Genomic DNA, 17,145 nt, shown 5'->3' with positions numbered 1-17,145 from the left:
GCTTGGCGTTGGTTGTCCAAGTTTAAGGTGGTAGGCTGAGATCTTAGGCAAATCCGGGATCTCAAGGCCGAGAGCTGATGACGAGTGCTCATTAGAGCGCGAAGTGGTTGATGCCATGCTTCCAAGAAAAGCTCCTAAGCTTCAGATAACTGGGAACCGTACCCCAAACCGACACAGGTGGTTAGGTAGAGAATACCAAGGCGCTTGAGAGAACTCGGGTGAAGGAACTAGGCAAAATGGCACCGTAACTTCGGGAGAAGGTGCGCCGGCGAGGGTGAAGGACTTGCTCCGTAAGCCCATGCCGGTCGAAGATACCAGGCCGCTGCGACTGTTTATTAAAAACACAGCACTCTGCAAACACGAAAGTGGACGTATAGGGTGTGACGCCTGCCCGGTGCCGGAAGGTTAATTGATGGGGTTAGCGCAAGCGAAGCTCTTGATCGAAGCCCCGGTAAACGGCGGCCGTAACTATAACGGTCCTAAGGTAGCGAAATTCCTTGTCGGGTAAGTTCCGACCTGCACGAATGGCGTAACGATGGCGGCGCTGTCTCCACCCGAGACTCAGTGAAATTGAAATCGCTGTGAAGATGCAGTGTATCCGCGGCTAGACGGAAAGACCCCGTGAACCTTTACTATAGCTTTGCACTGGACTTTGAGCTTGCTTGTGTAGGATAGGTGGGAGGCTTTGAAGTGGGGACGCCAGTTCTCATGGAGCCATCCTTGAAATACCACCCTGGCAACCTTGAGGTTCTAACTCAGGTCCGTTATCCGGATCGAGGACAGTGTATGGTGGGTAGTTTGACTGGGGCGGTCTCCTCCCAAAGAGTAACGGAGGAGTACGAAGGTGCGCTCAGACCGGTCGGAAATCGGTCGTAGAGTATAAAGGCAAAAGCGCGCTTGACTGCGAGACAAACACGTCGAGCAGGTACGAAAGTAGGTCTTAGTGATCCGGTGGTTCTGTATGGAAGGGCCATCGCTCAACGGATAAAAGGTACTCCGGGGATAACAGGCTGATACCGCCCAAGAGTTCATATCGACGGCGGTGTTTGGCACCTCGATGTCGGCTCATCACATCCTGGGGCTGAAGCCGGTCCCAAGGGTATGGCTGTTCGCCATTTAAAGTGGTACGCGAGCTGGGTTTAGAACGTCGTGAGACAGTTCGGTCCCTATCTGCCGTGGACGTTTGAGATTTGAGAGGGGCTGCTCCTAGTACGAGAGGACCGGAGTGGACGAACCTCTGGTGTTCCGGTTGTCACGCCAGTGGCATTGCCGGGTAGCTATGTTCGGAAGAGATAACCGCTGAAAGCATCTAAGCGGGAAACTTGCCTCAAGATGAGATCTCACTGGAGCCTTGAGCTCCCTGAAGGGCCGTCGAAGACTACGACGTTGATAGGTTGGGTGTGTAAGCGCTGTGAGGCGTTGAGCTAACCAATACTAATTGCCCGTGAGGCTTGACCATATAACACCCAAGCAATTTGTGCATGAAAGCCAAATTGTGGTGGTGAAGACGAAAGAACCGAAAGTTCGCTGCTCTTGAAATAAAGAGCCACAAATTCACATATCCGAATTCGCTAGAGTATCCATCCGGATCTTCTGGCAACAGAATTTCTTGACGACCATAGAGCATTGGAACCACCTGATCCCATCCCGAACTCAGCAGTGAAACGATGCATCGCCGATGGTAGTGTGGGGTTTCCCCATGTGAGAGTAGGTCATCGTCAAGATTCATTTCGCAAAACCCCTATCTGCGCGAGCAGGTAGGGGTTTTGTCTTTTCCGGATCGGAAAAGAGCCGCCCGTGATATGGTTCCCCGGCGTGCCCATCCGCCCTTCAGAGGACACCCAATGGCTAGTACCACCTCATTGCATCCAGGTTTCATGATCGTCCAGGGCAACCGCCTGGATGACTTGCGCAACCTGGTGGTGAGCGTGATGCGCCGTTATCCCCTGGCCCCCTTGGAAAACGAAATCGCCCTGGTGCAGAGCAATGGCATCGCCCAGTGGCTGAAGCTGGCCCTGGCAGAAGACCCACAGGACGATGATCAGGGCGGCTGTGGCATCGCCGCGGCCATCGATGTGCAGCTGCCGGGTAGTTTCATGTGGCAGTTGTACCGTCGCGTGCTGGGCCGTGACGAAATTCCTGCAGTGTCGCTGCTCGACAAGGCGCCTCTGACCTGGCGCCTGATGCGCCTGCTGCCGGAGGTGATCGAGCGCCCGTACTTCGAGCCCTTGCGCCGCTTCCTCACTGACGACAGCGACCTGCGCAAGCGCTACCAGCTGGCCGAGCGCCTGGCCGATCTGTTCGACCAGTATCAGGTGTATCGCGCCGACTGGCTGAAAGACTGGGCCCAGGGCAACCATGTGCTCAATAGCGCACGTGGCGAGCGCAAGCCCCTGGCCAGTGGCAATCGCTGGCAGGCCGAACTGTGGCGGATCCTGCTCGAGGATGTGGGCGAAGAGGGCATGGCGCAAAGCCGAGCCGGTGTTCACCAACGCTTCATCGAGCGGATCAACAGACTTGAACAAGCCCCGCCGGGCCTGCCGGCGCGCCTGATTGTCTTTGGCATCTCGTCGTTGCCGGCCCAGATCCTGGAGGCCCTGGCGGGCCTGGCGCGTTTCAGTCAGGTGTTGCTGTGCGTGCACAATCCCTGTCGCCACCACTGGGGCGATATCGTGGCGGACAAGGACCTGCTGCGCCATCAGTACAAACGCCAGCAACGCAAGCAGGGCATGCCGCTGCAACTGGACGATGAGTCGCTGCACCAGCACGCGCACCCGCTGTTGGCCGCCTGGGGCAAGCAAGGGCGTGACTACATCAACCTGCTCGACAGCTATGACGATCCCGGCAGTTATCAGAATGTCTTCAGCGATGGCCGCATCGACCTGTTCAGCGAAGGCCAACCGCAAACCCTGCTCAACCAACTGCAGGACGACATTCTCGAGCTTCGCCCCTTGGCTGAAACCCGTGAACAGTGGCCGGCTGTCGATCCGAACAAGGATCGCACGGTCCGTTTCCATATCGCCCACAGCCCACAGCGCGAAGTCGAGATCCTGCACGATCAGCTGCTGGCCCGCTTCAGTGCCGATCCGACGTTGCGCCCCCGCGACGTCATTGTCATGCTGCCGGACATCGATACCTATGCGCCGCATATTCGGGCCGTGTTCGGACAGCTCGAGCGCAGCGACCCGCGTTACATCCCTTTCACCCTGACCGACCAAGGCCAGCGTGGTCGCGATCCACTGCTGATCGCCCTGGAGCACTTGTTGAAGTTGCCTGACAGCCGTTTCGCCGTCAGCGAAGTGCTCGACCTGCTGGACGTGCCAGCGTTGCGCGCTCGCTTCGCGATCCAGGAAAGCGACCTGCCAACGCTGCATCGCTGGATCGAAGGCGCCGGTATCCGTTGGGGGCTGAGCGCCGAACAGCGGGCGACCCTCGGATTGCCCGAAGGGTTGGAACAGAACAGCTGGCGATTCGGCCTGCGGCGCATGTTGCTGGGCTATGCGGTCGGCGTGGGTGAGGCGTGCGATGGCATCGAGCCGTATGACGAGATCGGCGGTCTGGATGCGGCCTTGATCGGTCCGCTGGTGGCTTTGCTCGACGCGCTGGACATCGCCTGCCAGACCTTGTCCCAGCCTGCGTCGGCGCAGGCGTGGGGGGAGCGCTTGCATGCCCTGCTGCAGGTTTTCTTCCTGGCCGAAAACGAGCACGACGAACTGCTTCTGGTACAGCTCCAGGACCTGCGCGACACCTGGCTGGAGACCTGCGAGGCAGTTGGTCTGGAGGATCTGCTGCCGCTCACCGTGGTGCGCGAGGCCTGGCTGTCGGGGCTCGACCAGGGCAAGTTGTCCCAGCGCTTCCTGGCCGGCTCGGTGAATTTCTGTACGCTGATGCCGATGCGTGCCATCCCGTTTCGCGTGGTCTGCCTGCTGGGCATGAATGATGGCGACTATCCTCGCGCCCAGCCGCCGTTGGATTTCGACCTGATGGCCAGTGACTATCGTCCGGGTGACCGCTCCCGTCGGGAAGACGACCGCTACCTGTTGCTCGAAGCCTTGCTGTCGGCGCGCGATCAGCTTTACGTCAGCTGGGTCGGGCGCAGCATTCGCGACAACAGCGAGCGCCCGGCCTCGGTGCTGATCGGGCAGTTGCGCGATCACTTGGCCGCAGGCTGGCGGTTGGCGGGCGCCAAAGACGGGCAGCGCGAGGACCACGGGCAGCAGCTGTTGCACGCGCTGACCCAGGAGCACCCGTTGCAGCCTTTCAGCCCGCGCTACTTCCAGAAAGGCAGCCCGCTGTTCAGCTTCGCCCACGAATGGCTTGGCCTGCATCAGCCGGAAAACCATAGCGAGGGTGCGCAGGCTGAGCTGCCGCCCTTCAGCAGCGACGAGCCACTGAGCCTGGTGCAACTGCAGGACTTTCTGCGACACCCGGTGCGGCATTTCTTCAGCCAGCGCCTGAAGGTGTTCTTCGAGGCCCTGGAGGCGCCCACGCCGGACGAGGAGCCCTTCGCGCTCGATGCGTTGCAACGCTATGGCCTGAGCGAGAGCCTGCTCGGTGCCGCTCTGGCGGATCCGGACAACGCCGAACAAGCGTTGCAGGCCCAGGCTCGGCGGCTCCAGGCCTGCGGGTTGCTGCCCCTGGCCGGGTTCGGCGAGGCGCTGCAGGCCGAACTGATCCAGCCCCTGCCGGACCTGCTGCAACGTCACAGGCATTTGCTGCAGCGCTGGCCAACGCTGGTCGAGGGCGCCTTGCCGATCCATTTCGAGCAGGGGCCGCACCGCCTGGAGGGCTGGCTTGGTCGGGTGTACCAGGCAGAGGACCAAAGCCTGTTGAGCATCGCTACCGTACCCAACACTCTGAGCGCCGGGCGCAACAACCTGAAGTGGCATCGCCTGATACCAGCCTGGGTCATGCACCTGGCCGCCTGCGCCTCGGGCTATCCGCTGCACAGCGCGCTGGTCGCCAGCGACCTGACCTTGCTGCTGGCCCCGCTGCCCCAGGACCAGGCGGCGCAGCGACTGGGCGAGCTCATGCTGGCCCGTCAGGCCGGCATGAATGCTCCGCTGCCAGTCGCGGCCAAGACCGCGTTCGCCTGGCTGGCCCAGGAGGATCCGGACAAGGCCCTGGCCGCTGCAGCCCGCGCCTACGAGGGCGACGGCCAGAACAGCTTCGGTGAGCGCAGCGAAAGCCTGGCACTGGTTCGCCAGTATCGTGATTTCGCCGCAATGACCGTGGATGAGACATTCGATGGCTGGTGCGAGTCCCTGTATCGGCCCTTGTTCGCGGCACCCTGGCAGACCCTGGGTAGCCCGGAGACCGCCCAATGAACCAGACCCGCCCCCTGGCGCTGAGTTTCCCTCTGCACGGCAGCCAGCTGATCGAGGCCAGCGCCGGCACCGGCAAGACCTTCACCATCTCGGCCTTGTACCTGCGGCTGATCCTCGGCCATGGTGGCGAGCAGGGCTTCGACCGGGAGCTGCTGCCACCGCAGATCCTCGTGGTGACCTTCACCGACGCGGCCACCAAGGAGCTGCGTGAACGGATCCGGACGCGGCTGGCCGAAGCCGCGCGTTTCTTCCGCGGCGAGCTCGAAGACGCCGACCCGCTGCTACACCTGCTGCGCGACGATTATCCACAGGCGCACTGGTCACGTTGCGCCAGTCGCCTTGAGGTTGCCGTGCAGTGGATGGACGAAGCCGCGGTCTCGACCATTCACGGCTGGTGCCAGCGCATGCTGCGCGAGCACGCGTTCGACAGCGGCAGCTTGTTCACCCAGAGCCTGGAAGCCGACCACAGCGAGCTGCTTGGCCAGGTCATGCGCGACTATTGGCGGCGCTTCTGCTACGGCATGCGTGGCGAGGCGCTGGCCTGGGTACGCGGCAACTGGGGCAGCCCCGATGCGCTGTTGCCGAGGATCAGGCCGCTGTTCGGTCGTGTTCGCGGCCAGGCGGACGAGCAGGAGCCGCAGGCCCTGATTGACGCGACCCTGCGTCAGCGCAACGAGCAGTTGGCCCTGCTCAAGGCCCCCTGGGCAGCCTGGGCCGATGAACTGCAGCAGATCTGCCGCGATGCCGTGGCCGCCAAGCAGGCCGATGGTCGCAAGCTGCAGGCACGCTACTTCGAGCCCTGGTTCGATAAACTGCGCGCCTGGTCCGGTGACGAGCAGGCCATGGAGCTGGACCTGGGCACCGGCTTCACCCGCCTTACCCCCACCGGCCTGGCCGAAGCCTGGAAGTCCGGCGAGCCGCCCGAGCACCCGGCGCTGCAGGCCATGGAGACGTTGCGTGAGCAGTTGCAAGGCCTCGCCAGCCCCGATGCCCGCCTGTTGGAGCATGCCGCCGCCTGGGTCTCGGTGCGTTTCGAGCTGGAGAAGCGTCGCCGCGCCGAGATGGGCTTCGACGACATGCTGCTGCGCCTTGAGCAGGCCCTGGGCAGCGAGGCGGGCGAGCGTCTGGCAGGCCTGATTCGCGAGCAGTTTCCGGTCGCCCTGATCGACGAGTTCCAGGATACCGATCCGGTCCAGTACGGCATCTTCGAACGTATCTACCGCATCAGTGAGAACAACCCGCAGACCGGCCTGTTCATGATCGGCGACCCCAAGCAGGCGATCTACGCCTTCCGTGGCGCCGACATCTTCACCTACCTCGGCGCGCGGCGTGCCACCGCAGGGCGCCTGCACAGCCTGGACACCAACTACCGCTCCAGCCAGCCCATGGTCGCGGCGGTGAACCGGGTATTCCTCCAGGCCGAGGAGCGTCGCGAAGGCCGCGGCGCCTTCCTGTTCCGCGTCGAGGGCGACAATCCGTTGCCCTTCGTCGAGGTGCGCGCCAAGGGCCGTGGCGAACAGCTGTCGATCGACGGGCAGGCGAGCGCGGCCTTGCACTGCTGGCAACTGGAGAGCGATGAGCCGGTCTCGAGTACCTTGTATCGTCAGCAACTGGCGGCCAGCTGCGCCAGCCATATCGTCGACCTGCTCGATGGCGGTCTGCGGGGTGTCACCGGGTTCGTCGACGCCGCTGGCACGCTGCGACCCTGCCTGCCTTCCGATATCGCCATCCTGGTGCGCGACGGCCGTGAGGCGCAGTTGATTCGCGCCGAGCTGGCCGCCCGCGATGTGCGCAGCGTGTACCTGTCGGACAAGGACTCGGTGTTCGCCGCCCAGGAAGCCCACGACCTGCTGGCATGGCTCAAGGCTTGCGCCGAGCCGGATTCCGAACGCCTGCTCAAGGCTGCCCTGGCCAGCCTGACCCTCGACCTGCCGCTCATCGAGCTGGAGCGTCTGAACCAGGAAGAGCGGGTCTGGGAGGGCTGGGTGATGCGCTTTCGTCGCTATCGCGAGGTCTGGCAACGCCAGGGCGTGCTGCCCATGCTGCGCCGCCTGCTGCACGACTTCCAGTTGCCGCGCGCGTTGCTCGGGCGCAGCGACGGCGAGCGGGTGCTGACCAACCTTCTGCACCTGGCCGAACTGCTGCAACAGGCGGCGGGTGAGCTGGATGGCGAGCAGGCGCTGATCCGTCACCTCGCCGAGCACCTGGCCAATGCCGGGCAGGCGGGGGAAGAGCAGATCCTGCGCCTGGAGAGCGACGAGCAACTGGTCAAGGTGGTGACCATCCACAAGTCCAAGGGCCTGGAATACCCGTTGGTGTACCTGCCGTTCATCTGCACCAGCAAGCCGGTGGATGGCCAGCGCCTGCCACTGGGCTGGCACGATGACGACGGCATCGCCCACCTGACCCTGACGCCGGATGTGGCGCAGATCGAGCGCGCCGACGACGAGCGCCTGGCCGAGGATCTGCGCCTGCTCTACGTCGCCCTGACCCGCGCCCAGTACGCTTGCTGGCTGGGTGTCGCCGATCTCAAGCGCGGTACCCAGCGCAGCTCGCAGCTGCATCGCTCGGCGCTGGGCTATCTGCTCGGCGGTGGCTTGCCGCTGGCGGCGTCCAGCCAGCTGGGCGACTGGCTCCAGGCCCTGATGACGGGCTGTCCGGCCATCGGCCGAGGGCCGCTGCCCGAGGTCGGCACGCAACGCTACCGCGCGCCGCAAAGCCACAGCGAGCTGCTGCCGCCGCGCAAGCCGCGTCGCGCCGCCGCGGAGCATTGGTGGATCGCCTCCTACAGCGCCTTGCGGGTGGGTGACCAGACCCTCGTCGCCGACAGTTCCCAGGCTCAGCAGCTGCTGGACGACGAGGTGCTGGACGGCCAGGCGCTGCGCGAGGTGCCTGCCGAGGCGGGCGATATCCATCGCTTCCCACGGGGGCCGAGTCCAGGGACCTTCCTCCACGGTCTGCTCGAATGGGCTGGCCGTGAGGGGTTCGCCGAGGTCAGCGCTCAGCCGGGGGAAATCGAGCGTACCGTCGGCCGGCGTTGCAACCGGCGTGACTGGACCGGCTGGATTCCCACGTTGACGCAATGGCTGCAGCAGCTGCTGGGTCAGCCCATGCCCCTGCAGGATGCCACCCTGACCTTGGCGGGGCTGAGCCAGTACCAGATCGAAATGGAGTTCTGGTTCGCCAGCCATCAGGTCGACGCCGTGCGCCTCGATCAACTGGTCGCGCGCCATACCCACGGCGGCGCGGCGCGTCCGGCCGCTCAGCCGACCCTGCTCAACGGCATGTTCAAAGGCTTCATCGACCTGGCGTTCGAGCTCGACGGGCGCTATTACGTCGCCGACTACAAATCCAACTGGCTTGGCCCCGATGCCCAGGCCTATGGCGCCCTGGCGATGGAGCAGTCGATCCTCGAGCATCGCTACGATCTGCAGTACGTGCTCTACCTGCTGGCCCTGCACCGTCAGTTGCGCGCGCGCCTGCCGGACTACGACTACGACCGGCATGTCGGCGGCGCGCTGTTCATCTTCCTGCGCGGCGTCACCTCGGCCGGGCACGGGCTGTATCATGCGCGACCGCCGCGGGCGCTGATCGAGCAGCTCGACGCGATGTTCCGGGGCGAGCATGAACCCGAACAACACGACCTGTTTGCCGGAGCCGCGCCATGAGCCGCCATCTCGACGACCTGCTGCCCACGCCGCTGCAGGCGGAACACCTGAGCGCCCTGGCGCCGCTGCAGCGCAGCCAGGACCTGTTGGCGCTGCTCGATCGCTGGGTCGAGCGTGGCTGGCTGCGTGCCCTGGACCGCGCCTTCGTGACCTTTCTCGAAGAGCGCGCACCGGGCAGCGATCCCCTGGTGCTGCTGGCGGCGGCGCTGGCCAGCCATCAGCTCGGCCATGGCCATGTCTGCCTCGACCTGCGCCAGACCTTGGCCGAGCCGGATTTCGCCCTGTCGCTGCCACCTGAAGGCGATGCCCTGGCCGGGCCGTTGCTGCTGCCCTCGCAACTGCTGTCCGGCCTCGATCTGGACACCTGGCAGCGGCGGATCGCCGCGAGTGCCCTGGTGGCCGACGGCGATGGCGCGGGGCAGGGCGCCCGGCCCCTGGTAACGAGCGCCGAGCGCCTGTACCTGCGGCGCTACTGGGCCTATGAGCGGCGTATCGACGGCGCCCTGCACGAGCGTCTGGCGCGCCGGCTGGCGCAGCCGACCGACCTGGCGGCTCGCCTGTCGCAGCTGTTCGACAATGGCGAGGCAGCGGGGGCGGTGGACTGGCAGAAGCTGGCCTGCGCATTGGCGACCCGGGCCGGTTTCAGTGTGATCACCGGCGGCCCGGGGACCGGCAAGACCACCACCGTGGTACGCCTGCTGGCGTTGTTGCAAGGGCCCGCGGTCGAACAGGGCCGGCCCCTGCGCATCCGCCTGGCGGCCCCGACCGGCAAGGCCGCGGCGCGCCTGACCGAGTCCATCGGCCAGCAGGTGGAGCGCTTGCAGGTGGGCAGCGAGGTGCGGGCGCAGATCCCCACCGAGGTCAGTACCGTGCATCGCCTGCTGGGCAGTCGCCCGGGCTCGCGCCACTTCCGCCACCACGCGGGCAACCCGTTGCCGCTCGATGTGCTGGTGGTCGACGAAGCGTCGATGATCGACCTGGAGATGATGGCCAACCTGCTCGACGCCCTGCCAGCCAATGCGCGGCTGGTGCTGCTGGGCGACAAGGACCAGTTGGCCTCGGTGGAGGCCGGGGCGGTGCTGGGCGATCTGTGTCGCGATGCCGAGGATGGCTGCTACTGGTCGCAGACCGTGGCCTGGTTGGAGCAGGTGGGCGGGCAGTCCCTGGCCCAAACTGGCCTGACGCCGGGGAGCGAGCCGCGCAACCCGCTCGCCCAGCAGATCGTGATGCTGCGCCATTCGCGCCGCTTCGGCGAGGGCAGCGGCATCGGCCAGCTGGCGCGTCTGGTCAATCGCCAGTTGGCCCAGGATGCCCGCGCCCTGCTGGCGAGCCAGCCAACGGACGTTTTCTGCCTGACGCTCGGCGGCGAGCACGACAAGCGCTTCGATCGCCTGCTGCTCGATGGCCATGGCCAGGGCCCTGAAGGGCCACAGGGCTATCGCGGCTACCTGCGCAGCATCGGACGCTTGCGACCGCCGCCGGGCACCCCCGCCGATGACCCGCGTTGGGAGCACTGGGCGGCAGAGGTGCTGCGCAGCTTCGAGGCGTTCCAGTTGCTGTGCGCGGTGCGCAAAGGGGCCTGGGGCGTCGAAGGCCTGAACGAGCGGGTCGCGCGGGTACTGCACAACGCCGGGCTGATCGACAGCCAGCAGCCCTGGTACGAGGGCCGTCCGGTGCTGGTGACCCGCAATGACTATGGCCTTGGCCTGATGAACGGCGATATCGGCATCGCCCTGCGCCTGCCGGACGAGCATGGCGAGGCTTTGCTGCGTGTGGCTTTCCCGCGCAACGATGGCAGCGGTGGGGTGCGGTTCGTCCTGCCCAGTCGCCTCAGCGAAGTGGAGACCGTGTTCGCGATGACCGTGCACAAGTCCCAAGGGTCCGAGTTCAGTCATACCGCGCTGGTGCTGCCCGATGCGCTGAATCCGGTTCTGACCAAGGAACTGGTATACACCGGCATCACCCGGGCCAAGCATTGCTTCAGCCTGATCGAGCCCCGCGCCGGGATCTTCGAGGAGGCGGTAGGGCGCAAGGTGCGGCGGATTTCAGGGTTGATGCTGGAGCAAGTCTGACGCTGGAGTTTGCCGCCGATATGCTATCGTTGCGGCAATATCCGGAAACTTTTTGTGAGATTTCCCTCCATGACAGTGGCTGTCTCGGCCCTGGGACGAGTGACGGGCCGTGCGCTCGCGCTGCTGATGGCCACGCTGTTGTTGACCGGCACACCCGCCTGGGCGGCTGGCGCCGTGCCGGACGCCCAGGTGCAGCAACGGGCCAGGGCCGTGACCCAGGTGGTGCTGGGCATTCTCAGCTACGCGCGCTGGCCCGCCGAACCCAACCCTTTGCGCCTGTGCCTGGTCGGCCCGACCGAGTATGCCGACGATCTGATCAAGGGCAACACGCAGCAGTCCGGGCGACCCTTGCAGGTGCGCCGCCTGCTGGCCGACGACCCGGGCCTGGCCAGTGCCTGCGACGCGGTCTATATCGGCAAGCTCGACACCCGCCAGCGCGAGCGCCTGTTCCAGGCGATCAGCGGCCATCCGGTCCTGAGCATCAGCGAGGCCGATGACTCCTGCACGGTGGGCAGCCTTTTCTGCCTGCGGGTCAGTGATCGGCAGGTGGCCTTCGATGTCAACCTAGACTCGGTGGCACGCAGCGGCGTGCGTATCCACCCCAGCGTGCTGCAGCTGTCGCGTCGACGGGCGGTACAGCCATGAAACGCGCCCTCCGGTCCTTCAGCCGGCCGACCCTGCGCGCGGTGCTCGGGCGTGGTCACCTGGCGGCCGCGTTGCTCGCGGCTGGCCTGGCCGGGGTCCTGGTGACCCTGCTTGGCGTACTGGCCTTGCGTGTCTATGCCAATCACAACCTGCACCTGATCGCCCGCTCCATCACCTACACCGTCGAGGCTGCCGTGGTGTTCGATGACAGTGCCGCGGCCAACGAGGCGCTGGCCCTGATCGCGACCACCGAGGAAGTCGCCGATGCCAAGGTCTACGACAACGATGGCGATCTGCTCGCCCATTGGCAGCGCGACGAGCAGGGGTTGATCTCCCGGGTGCAGATGGAGGTGGCGCGCGGCCTGCTTGAAGAGCCGATCAACATGCCGGTGCTGCACATGAACCAGCAGGTCGGGCATATCGAGCTGACGGGGCAGGGGGGCAGCCTGGTGCGTTTCCTGCTCAGCGGGCTGGTGGGCATCCTGATCTGTACGCTGCTCAGCGCCGGGCTGGCGCTGTACCTGTCGCGCCGACTGTTCGGCGACATCATCCGGCCGCTGCGCAACCTGGCCAGCGTCGCGCATGCGGCGCGGCGCGAACGCAGTTTCGATCGCCGGGTGCCCGAGACGCAGATCGCCGAACTCAATGAACTGGGCAATGACTTCAATGCCCTGCTCGATGAGCTGGAGGCCTGGCACAGCCATCTGCAGAGCGAGAACGAGAGCCTCGCCCACCAGGCCAGCCACGACAGCCTCACCGGCTTGCCCAACCGGGCCTTCTTCGAGGGCCGGCTGAACCGCAGCCTGCGCACCGCCGCGCGCCACGAGGAGCATCTGGCGCTGCTGTTCCTCGACAGCGATCACTTCAAGCAGATCAACGACAGCCTTGGCCACGCGGTGGGTGACCAAGTGCTGGTGAGCGTTGCCAGCCGGGTGCGGGCCCAACTGCGCGAGCATGACCTGGTGGCGCGGCTGGGCGGCGACGAGTTCGCGGTGTTGCTGACCCCCCTGCATTCGCGCGAAGACGCCCAGCGCATCGCCGAGAAGATCGTCGCCAGCATGAAGCTGCCGGTGCAACTGGAGGACGGCACCAGCATCACCACCTCGCTGAGCGTCGGTATTGCCTATTACCCGGACGATGGCCGTGACCCGGCCAGTCTGCTCAATGCCGCCGACGCGGCGATGTATCAGGCCAAGCGCAATCGCCGTGGCCATTGGCAAGTGGCGCAGCCGGAACGCAGCGCTACGGATGTGAAGAACAGGAGCTGAACCGTGATCGATCGTTTTTCCTTGCTGCGTTTCCCGTTGTTCGCCCTGCTGGCGCTGTTGGCGTTGGTGGGTTGCCAGAGCGTGCCGCCCAAGGGCCTGACGCCCGAACAGGTCGCGGTGCTCGAGCGCGAGGGTTTCTCCCCGACCGACGAGGGCTGGGCGTTCGACCTGTCCGGCAAGGTGCTGTTCGGCAGCGATCTGGATAGCCTCAATCGCCAGAGCGAGGATATCGTCCAGCGCATCGGCAAGGCGTTGCTGTCGGTGGATATCCAGCGGGTGCGCATCGACGGCCATGCCGATGCCTCGGGCAAGGCCGCCTACAACCAGCAGCTCTCCGAGCGCCGCGCCCAGAGCGTGGCCCGTGCGCTGATCGGGATCGGCATGCAGCCACAGAACATCCAGACTCGTGGCATGGGCAGCAGCCAGCCAGTGGCGGACAACCGCACCAGCGCCGGGCGCATGGAGAATCGCCGGGTGTCGATCGTGGTGGCGTCTGATTGACGCGCGCATCGCGGGGCAGTGGGAGCGGGCTTGCCCCGCGATGATGCGCACGCTCAACCCTGAGCGAACTTCATCTCCCGCGTCTCGCCCATCAGCAACGGCGCATTGGCCTCGGTCACCTCGCGGATGTAGTCCCACAACAGGGTGATGCGCTTGAGCTTGCGCAGGTCCTCCCGGCAGTACATCCAGAACTGCCGCGTCACCTCGATCTGCTCCGGCAGCACCGTCACCAGCCGTGGGTCCTGCGCGGCCAGGAAGCACGGCAGGATCGCCAGCCCGCGCCCCTGCAGCGCCGCCGTGTACTGGGCGATCACGCTGGTGCTGCGCAGATGGGCCTGGGCGTTGGGGATCAGGTTGGCCAGGTACAGCAGTTCCGAGCTGAACGCCAGGTCGTCGACGTAACTGATGAACGGATGGCCCGCCAGGTCGGCGACCGTGCGGATCGGCGCGTGGCGGTCCAGGTAGTCCTGGGTGGCATACAGGCGCAGGCGGTAGTCGCACAGTTTGCAGCACACATAGGGCCCGTGCTCGGGGCGCTCCAGGGCGATGACGATGTCGGCCTCGCGCTTGGACAGGCTGATGAAGTGCGGCAACGGCAGGATGTCCACCGAGATCGCCGGCCAGGCGTCGACGAAATGGCTCAGCTGCGGGGTGACGAAGAAGCTGCCGAAGCCTTCGGTGCAGCCCATGCGCACATGCCCCGACAACGCCACGCCGGAGCCTGAGACCTGCTCGCAGGCCATGTGCAGCGTGCTTTCGATCGCCTCGGCGTAGCTCAGCAGGCGCTGGCCTTCGGTGGTGAGGACGAAGCCATTGGTGCGCGATTTCTCGAACAGCAAGGTACCCAGCGCCCCTTCCAGCGAGGCGATGCGCCGCGAGACCGTGGTGTAGTCCACGCCCAGGCGCTTGGCCGCGCTGCTGGCCTTGCGGGTGCGCGCCACCTCAAGAAAGAACTTGAGGTCGTCCCAGTTCAGCGCGCTCAGGGAGGTGAGGTCTTTTTGCATGATGATCCGGTTTTTTTGTGCATTCTTGTTGGATGTTTGCACATCTATACTCGATCTCAGCCCCTATGCGCCACCCCGTGTCCATGCCGGGAGCAGGCGTCTTCGTTCCGACAACAATTCCAAGGAGAGCGCAGATGAACGCACCGCAAACCCCCGACCAGACCAAGGTCGAGCAGGTCAAGCTGCTGATCGACGGCCAGTGGGTCGAATCGAAGACCACCGAATGGCGCGACATCGTCAACCCGGCGACCCAGCAAGTGCTGGCGCGTGTGCCGTTCGCCACCGTCGAGGAAGTGGACGCCGCCGTGGCTGCCGCCGAGCGCGCCTTCAAGACCTGGCGCGACACGCCGATCGGCGCGCGCATGCGCATCATGCTCAAGCTGCAGGCCTTGATCCGTGAGCACAGCAAGCGCATCGCCGTGACCCTCAGCGCCGAGCAGGGCAAGACCATCGCCGACGCCGAGGGCGATATCTTCCGCGGCCTGGAGGTGGTCGAGCACGCCGCCTCCATCGGCACCCTGCAGATGGGCGAGTTCGCCGAGAATGTCGCTGGCGGTGTCGACACCTACACCCTGCGCCAGCCGATCGGTGTGTGCGCTGGCATCACCCCCTTCAACTTCCCGGCGATGATTCCGCTGTGGATGTTCCCGATGGCCATCGTCTGCGGCAACACCTTCGTGCTCAAGCCGTCCGAGCAGGACCCGCTGTCGACCATGATGCTGGTCGACCTGGCGCTGCAAGCCGGCATCCCTGCCGGTGTGCTCAACGTGGTGCACGGCGGCAAGCAGGTGGTAGACGCGATCTGCACCCACAAGGACATCAAGGCGATCTCGTTCGTCGGCTCGACCGAGGTCGGCACCCATGTCTACAACCTGGGCAGCCAGCACGGCAAGCGCGTGCAGTCGATGATGGGCGCCAAGAACCACGCGGTGATCCTGCCCGACGCCAACCGCACCCAGACCGTCAACGCCTTGGTCGGCGCCGCGTTCGGCGCGGCTGGCCAGCGGTGCATGGCCACTTCCGTGGCGGTGCTGGTGGGCAAGGCCCGCGAATGGTTGCCGGATATCAAGGACGCCGCGAGCAAGCTCAAGGTCAACGCCGGCAACGAGCCGGGCACCGACGTCGGCCCGGTGGTTTCCAAGCGCGCCAAGGAGCGTGTGCTGGGCCTGATCGAAAGCGGTATCCAGGAAGGCGCCAAGCTGGAGCTCGATGGTCGTGACGTGAAGGTGCAGGGCTACGAGCAGGGCAACTTCGTCGGCCCGACCCTGTTCTCTGGGGTGAAGACCGACATGCAGATCTACACCCAGGAAATCTTCGGGCCAGTGCTGGTGACCCTGGAGGTCGATACCCTCGACGAAGCCATCGCCCTGGTCAACGCCAATCCCTTCGGCAACGGCACCGGGCTGTTCACCCAGAGCGGCGCGGCGGCGCGCAAGTTCCAGAGCGAGATCGATATCGGCCAGGTCGGCATCAACATCCCGATTCCGGTACCGGTGCCGTTCTTCAGCTTCACCGGCTCGCGCGGCTCCAAGCTCGGCGACCTCGGCCCCTACGGCAAGCAAGTGGTGCAGTTCTACACTCAGACCAAGACCGTCACCGCCCGCTGGTTCGACGACGACAGCGTCAATGACGGTGTGAACACCACCATCAGCCTGCGCTAAGGAGAAGTCATGCGTATCGCATTCATCGGCCTGGGCAACATGGGCGCGCCCATGGCCCGCAACCTGATCAAGGCCGGGCACCAGCTGAACCTGTTCGACCTGAACAAGACCGTGCTGGCGGAACTCGCCGAGCTGGGTGGCCAGGTCAGCACCTCGCCGAAGGACGCCGCCGCCAACAGCGAGCTGGTGATCACCATGTTGCCGGCCGCCGCCCATGTGCGCGGCGTGTACCTGGATGAAGAAACCGGCGTGCTGGCCGGCATCCGCCCCGGCACCCCGACCGTGGACTGCAGCACCATCGATCCGCAGACCGCCCGTGATGTCTCCAAGGCTGCCGCAGCCAAGGGCATCGACATGGGCGATGCGCCGGTTTCCGGTGGTACCGGTGGCGCGGCGGCGGGCACCCTGACCTTCATGGTCGGCGCCAGCGCCGAGCTGTTCGCCACGCTCAAGCCAGTATTGGAGCAGATGGGCCGCAATATCGTGCACTGCGGCGAGGTCGGTACCGGGCAGATCGCCAAGATCTGCAACAACCTGCTGCTGGGCATCTCGATGATCGGTGTGTCCGAGGCCATGGCCTTGGGCAACGCGCTGGGCATCGATACCAAGGTGCTGGCCGGGATCATCAACAGTTCCACCGGGCGGTGCTGGAGTTCGGATACCTACAACCCCTGGCCAGGCATCATCGAGACCGCCCCGGCCTCGCGTGGCTATACCGGCGGCTTCGGCGCCGAGCTGATGCTCAAGGATCTGGGGCTGGCCACCGAGGCGGCGCGTCAGGCGCACCAGCCGGTGATTCTCGGTGCCGTGGCTCAGCAGCTGTACCAGGCGATGAGCTTGCGTGGCGAGGGTGGCAAGGATTTCTCGGCGATCGTCGAGGGGTATCGCAAGAAGGATTGACGAGCGAGTGGGCTTGATCGCGGGCCGGGTGGCCCTTCCCCTTGTAACTGCGCACCTTGGGGAAGGGACATCAGGTTCGCGATTTTTTTATGGCCAGCT

Annotated in this window: 9 protein-coding genes and 2 rRNA genes (1 of these 11 running past the window's edge); 10 read left to right on the top strand and 1 reads right to left on the bottom strand. The window is 65.2% G+C overall.

Translation table 11 applies throughout. The features are described from left to right. From ACYUME_RS22905 to ACYUME_RS22870, 8 genes are all read left to right on the top strand, one after another. Positions 1 to 1,459: ribosomal RNA gene (locus ACYUME_RS22905) — 23S ribosomal RNA — on the top strand (it extends 1,434 nt beyond the left edge of the window). 149 nt (positions 1,460 to 1,608) lie between these two features. Next, positions 1,609 to 1,724 (top strand): 5S ribosomal RNA (gene rrf, locus ACYUME_RS22900). 120 nt (positions 1,725 to 1,844) lie between these two features. After that, positions 1,845 to 5,327 carry an exodeoxyribonuclease V subunit gamma gene (gene recC, locus ACYUME_RS22895; protein WP_460417032.1) on the top strand — a complete coding sequence of 1,161 codons (3,483 nt, stop codon included), beginning with the start codon at positions 1,845 to 1,847 and terminating at the stop codon, positions 5,325 to 5,327. Next, on the top strand, positions 5,324 to 8,995 hold the full coding sequence (recB, locus tag ACYUME_RS22890) for an exodeoxyribonuclease V subunit beta (RefSeq protein WP_460417030.1): 3,672 nt from the start codon (positions 5,324 to 5,326) through the stop codon (positions 8,993 to 8,995). The genes recC and recB overlap by 4 nt, the downstream gene beginning before the upstream one ends. Next, on the top strand, positions 8,992 to 11,067 hold the full coding sequence (gene recD / locus ACYUME_RS22885; RefSeq protein ID WP_460417028.1) for an exodeoxyribonuclease V subunit alpha: 2,076 nt from the start codon (positions 8,992 to 8,994) through the stop codon (positions 11,065 to 11,067). Before recB ends, recD begins: the two co-directional genes overlap by 4 nt. A gap of 69 nt (positions 11,068 to 11,136) precedes the next feature. After that, positions 11,137 to 11,712 carry a YfiR family protein gene (locus tag ACYUME_RS22880; protein ID WP_460417027.1) on the top strand — a complete coding sequence of 192 codons (576 nt, stop codon included), beginning with the start codon at positions 11,137 to 11,139 and terminating at the stop codon, positions 11,710 to 11,712. Continuing rightward, positions 11,709 to 12,980 carry a diguanylate cyclase domain-containing protein gene (locus ACYUME_RS22875; RefSeq protein ID WP_279886719.1) on the top strand — a complete coding sequence of 424 codons (1,272 nt, stop codon included), beginning with the start codon at positions 11,709 to 11,711 and terminating at the stop codon, positions 12,978 to 12,980. The genes ACYUME_RS22880 and ACYUME_RS22875 overlap by 4 nt, the downstream gene beginning before the upstream one ends. A 6-nt stretch (positions 12,981 to 12,986) precedes the next feature. After that, complete coding sequence (locus ACYUME_RS22870; protein WP_460419434.1) at positions 12,987 to 13,481, top strand: OmpA family protein; 495 nt, start codon at positions 12,987 to 12,989, stop codon at positions 13,479 to 13,481. Positions 13,482 to 13,534: 53 nt separating this feature from the next. Here the strand turns inward: ACYUME_RS22870 and ACYUME_RS22865 are convergent, their stop codons facing one another. Next, complete coding sequence (locus ACYUME_RS22865; protein WP_460417025.1) at positions 13,535 to 14,485, bottom strand: LysR family transcriptional regulator; 951 nt, start codon at positions 14,483 to 14,485, stop codon at positions 13,535 to 13,537. A gap of 134 nt (positions 14,486 to 14,619) precedes the next feature. Between ACYUME_RS22865 and ACYUME_RS22860 the strand changes: the two genes are divergently transcribed. Then, a complete protein-coding gene (locus ACYUME_RS22860; RefSeq protein ID WP_279886730.1) occupies positions 14,620 to 16,146 on the top strand; it encodes a CoA-acylating methylmalonate-semialdehyde dehydrogenase in 1,527 nt (508 codons plus the stop codon). A gap of 9 nt (positions 16,147 to 16,155) precedes the next feature. Then, positions 16,156 to 17,046 carry a 3-hydroxyisobutyrate dehydrogenase gene (gene mmsB, locus ACYUME_RS22855; protein ID WP_279886733.1) on the top strand — a complete coding sequence of 297 codons (891 nt, stop codon included), beginning with the start codon at positions 16,156 to 16,158 and terminating at the stop codon, positions 17,044 to 17,046. Positions 17,047 to 17,145: the final 99 nt, after the last annotated feature.

The organism is Pseudomonas sp. microsymbiont 2 (assembly GCF_054788395.1).
Note: the sequence above shows the minus strand (reverse complement) of the source record. Positions and strands in the feature narration are given on the sequence as shown.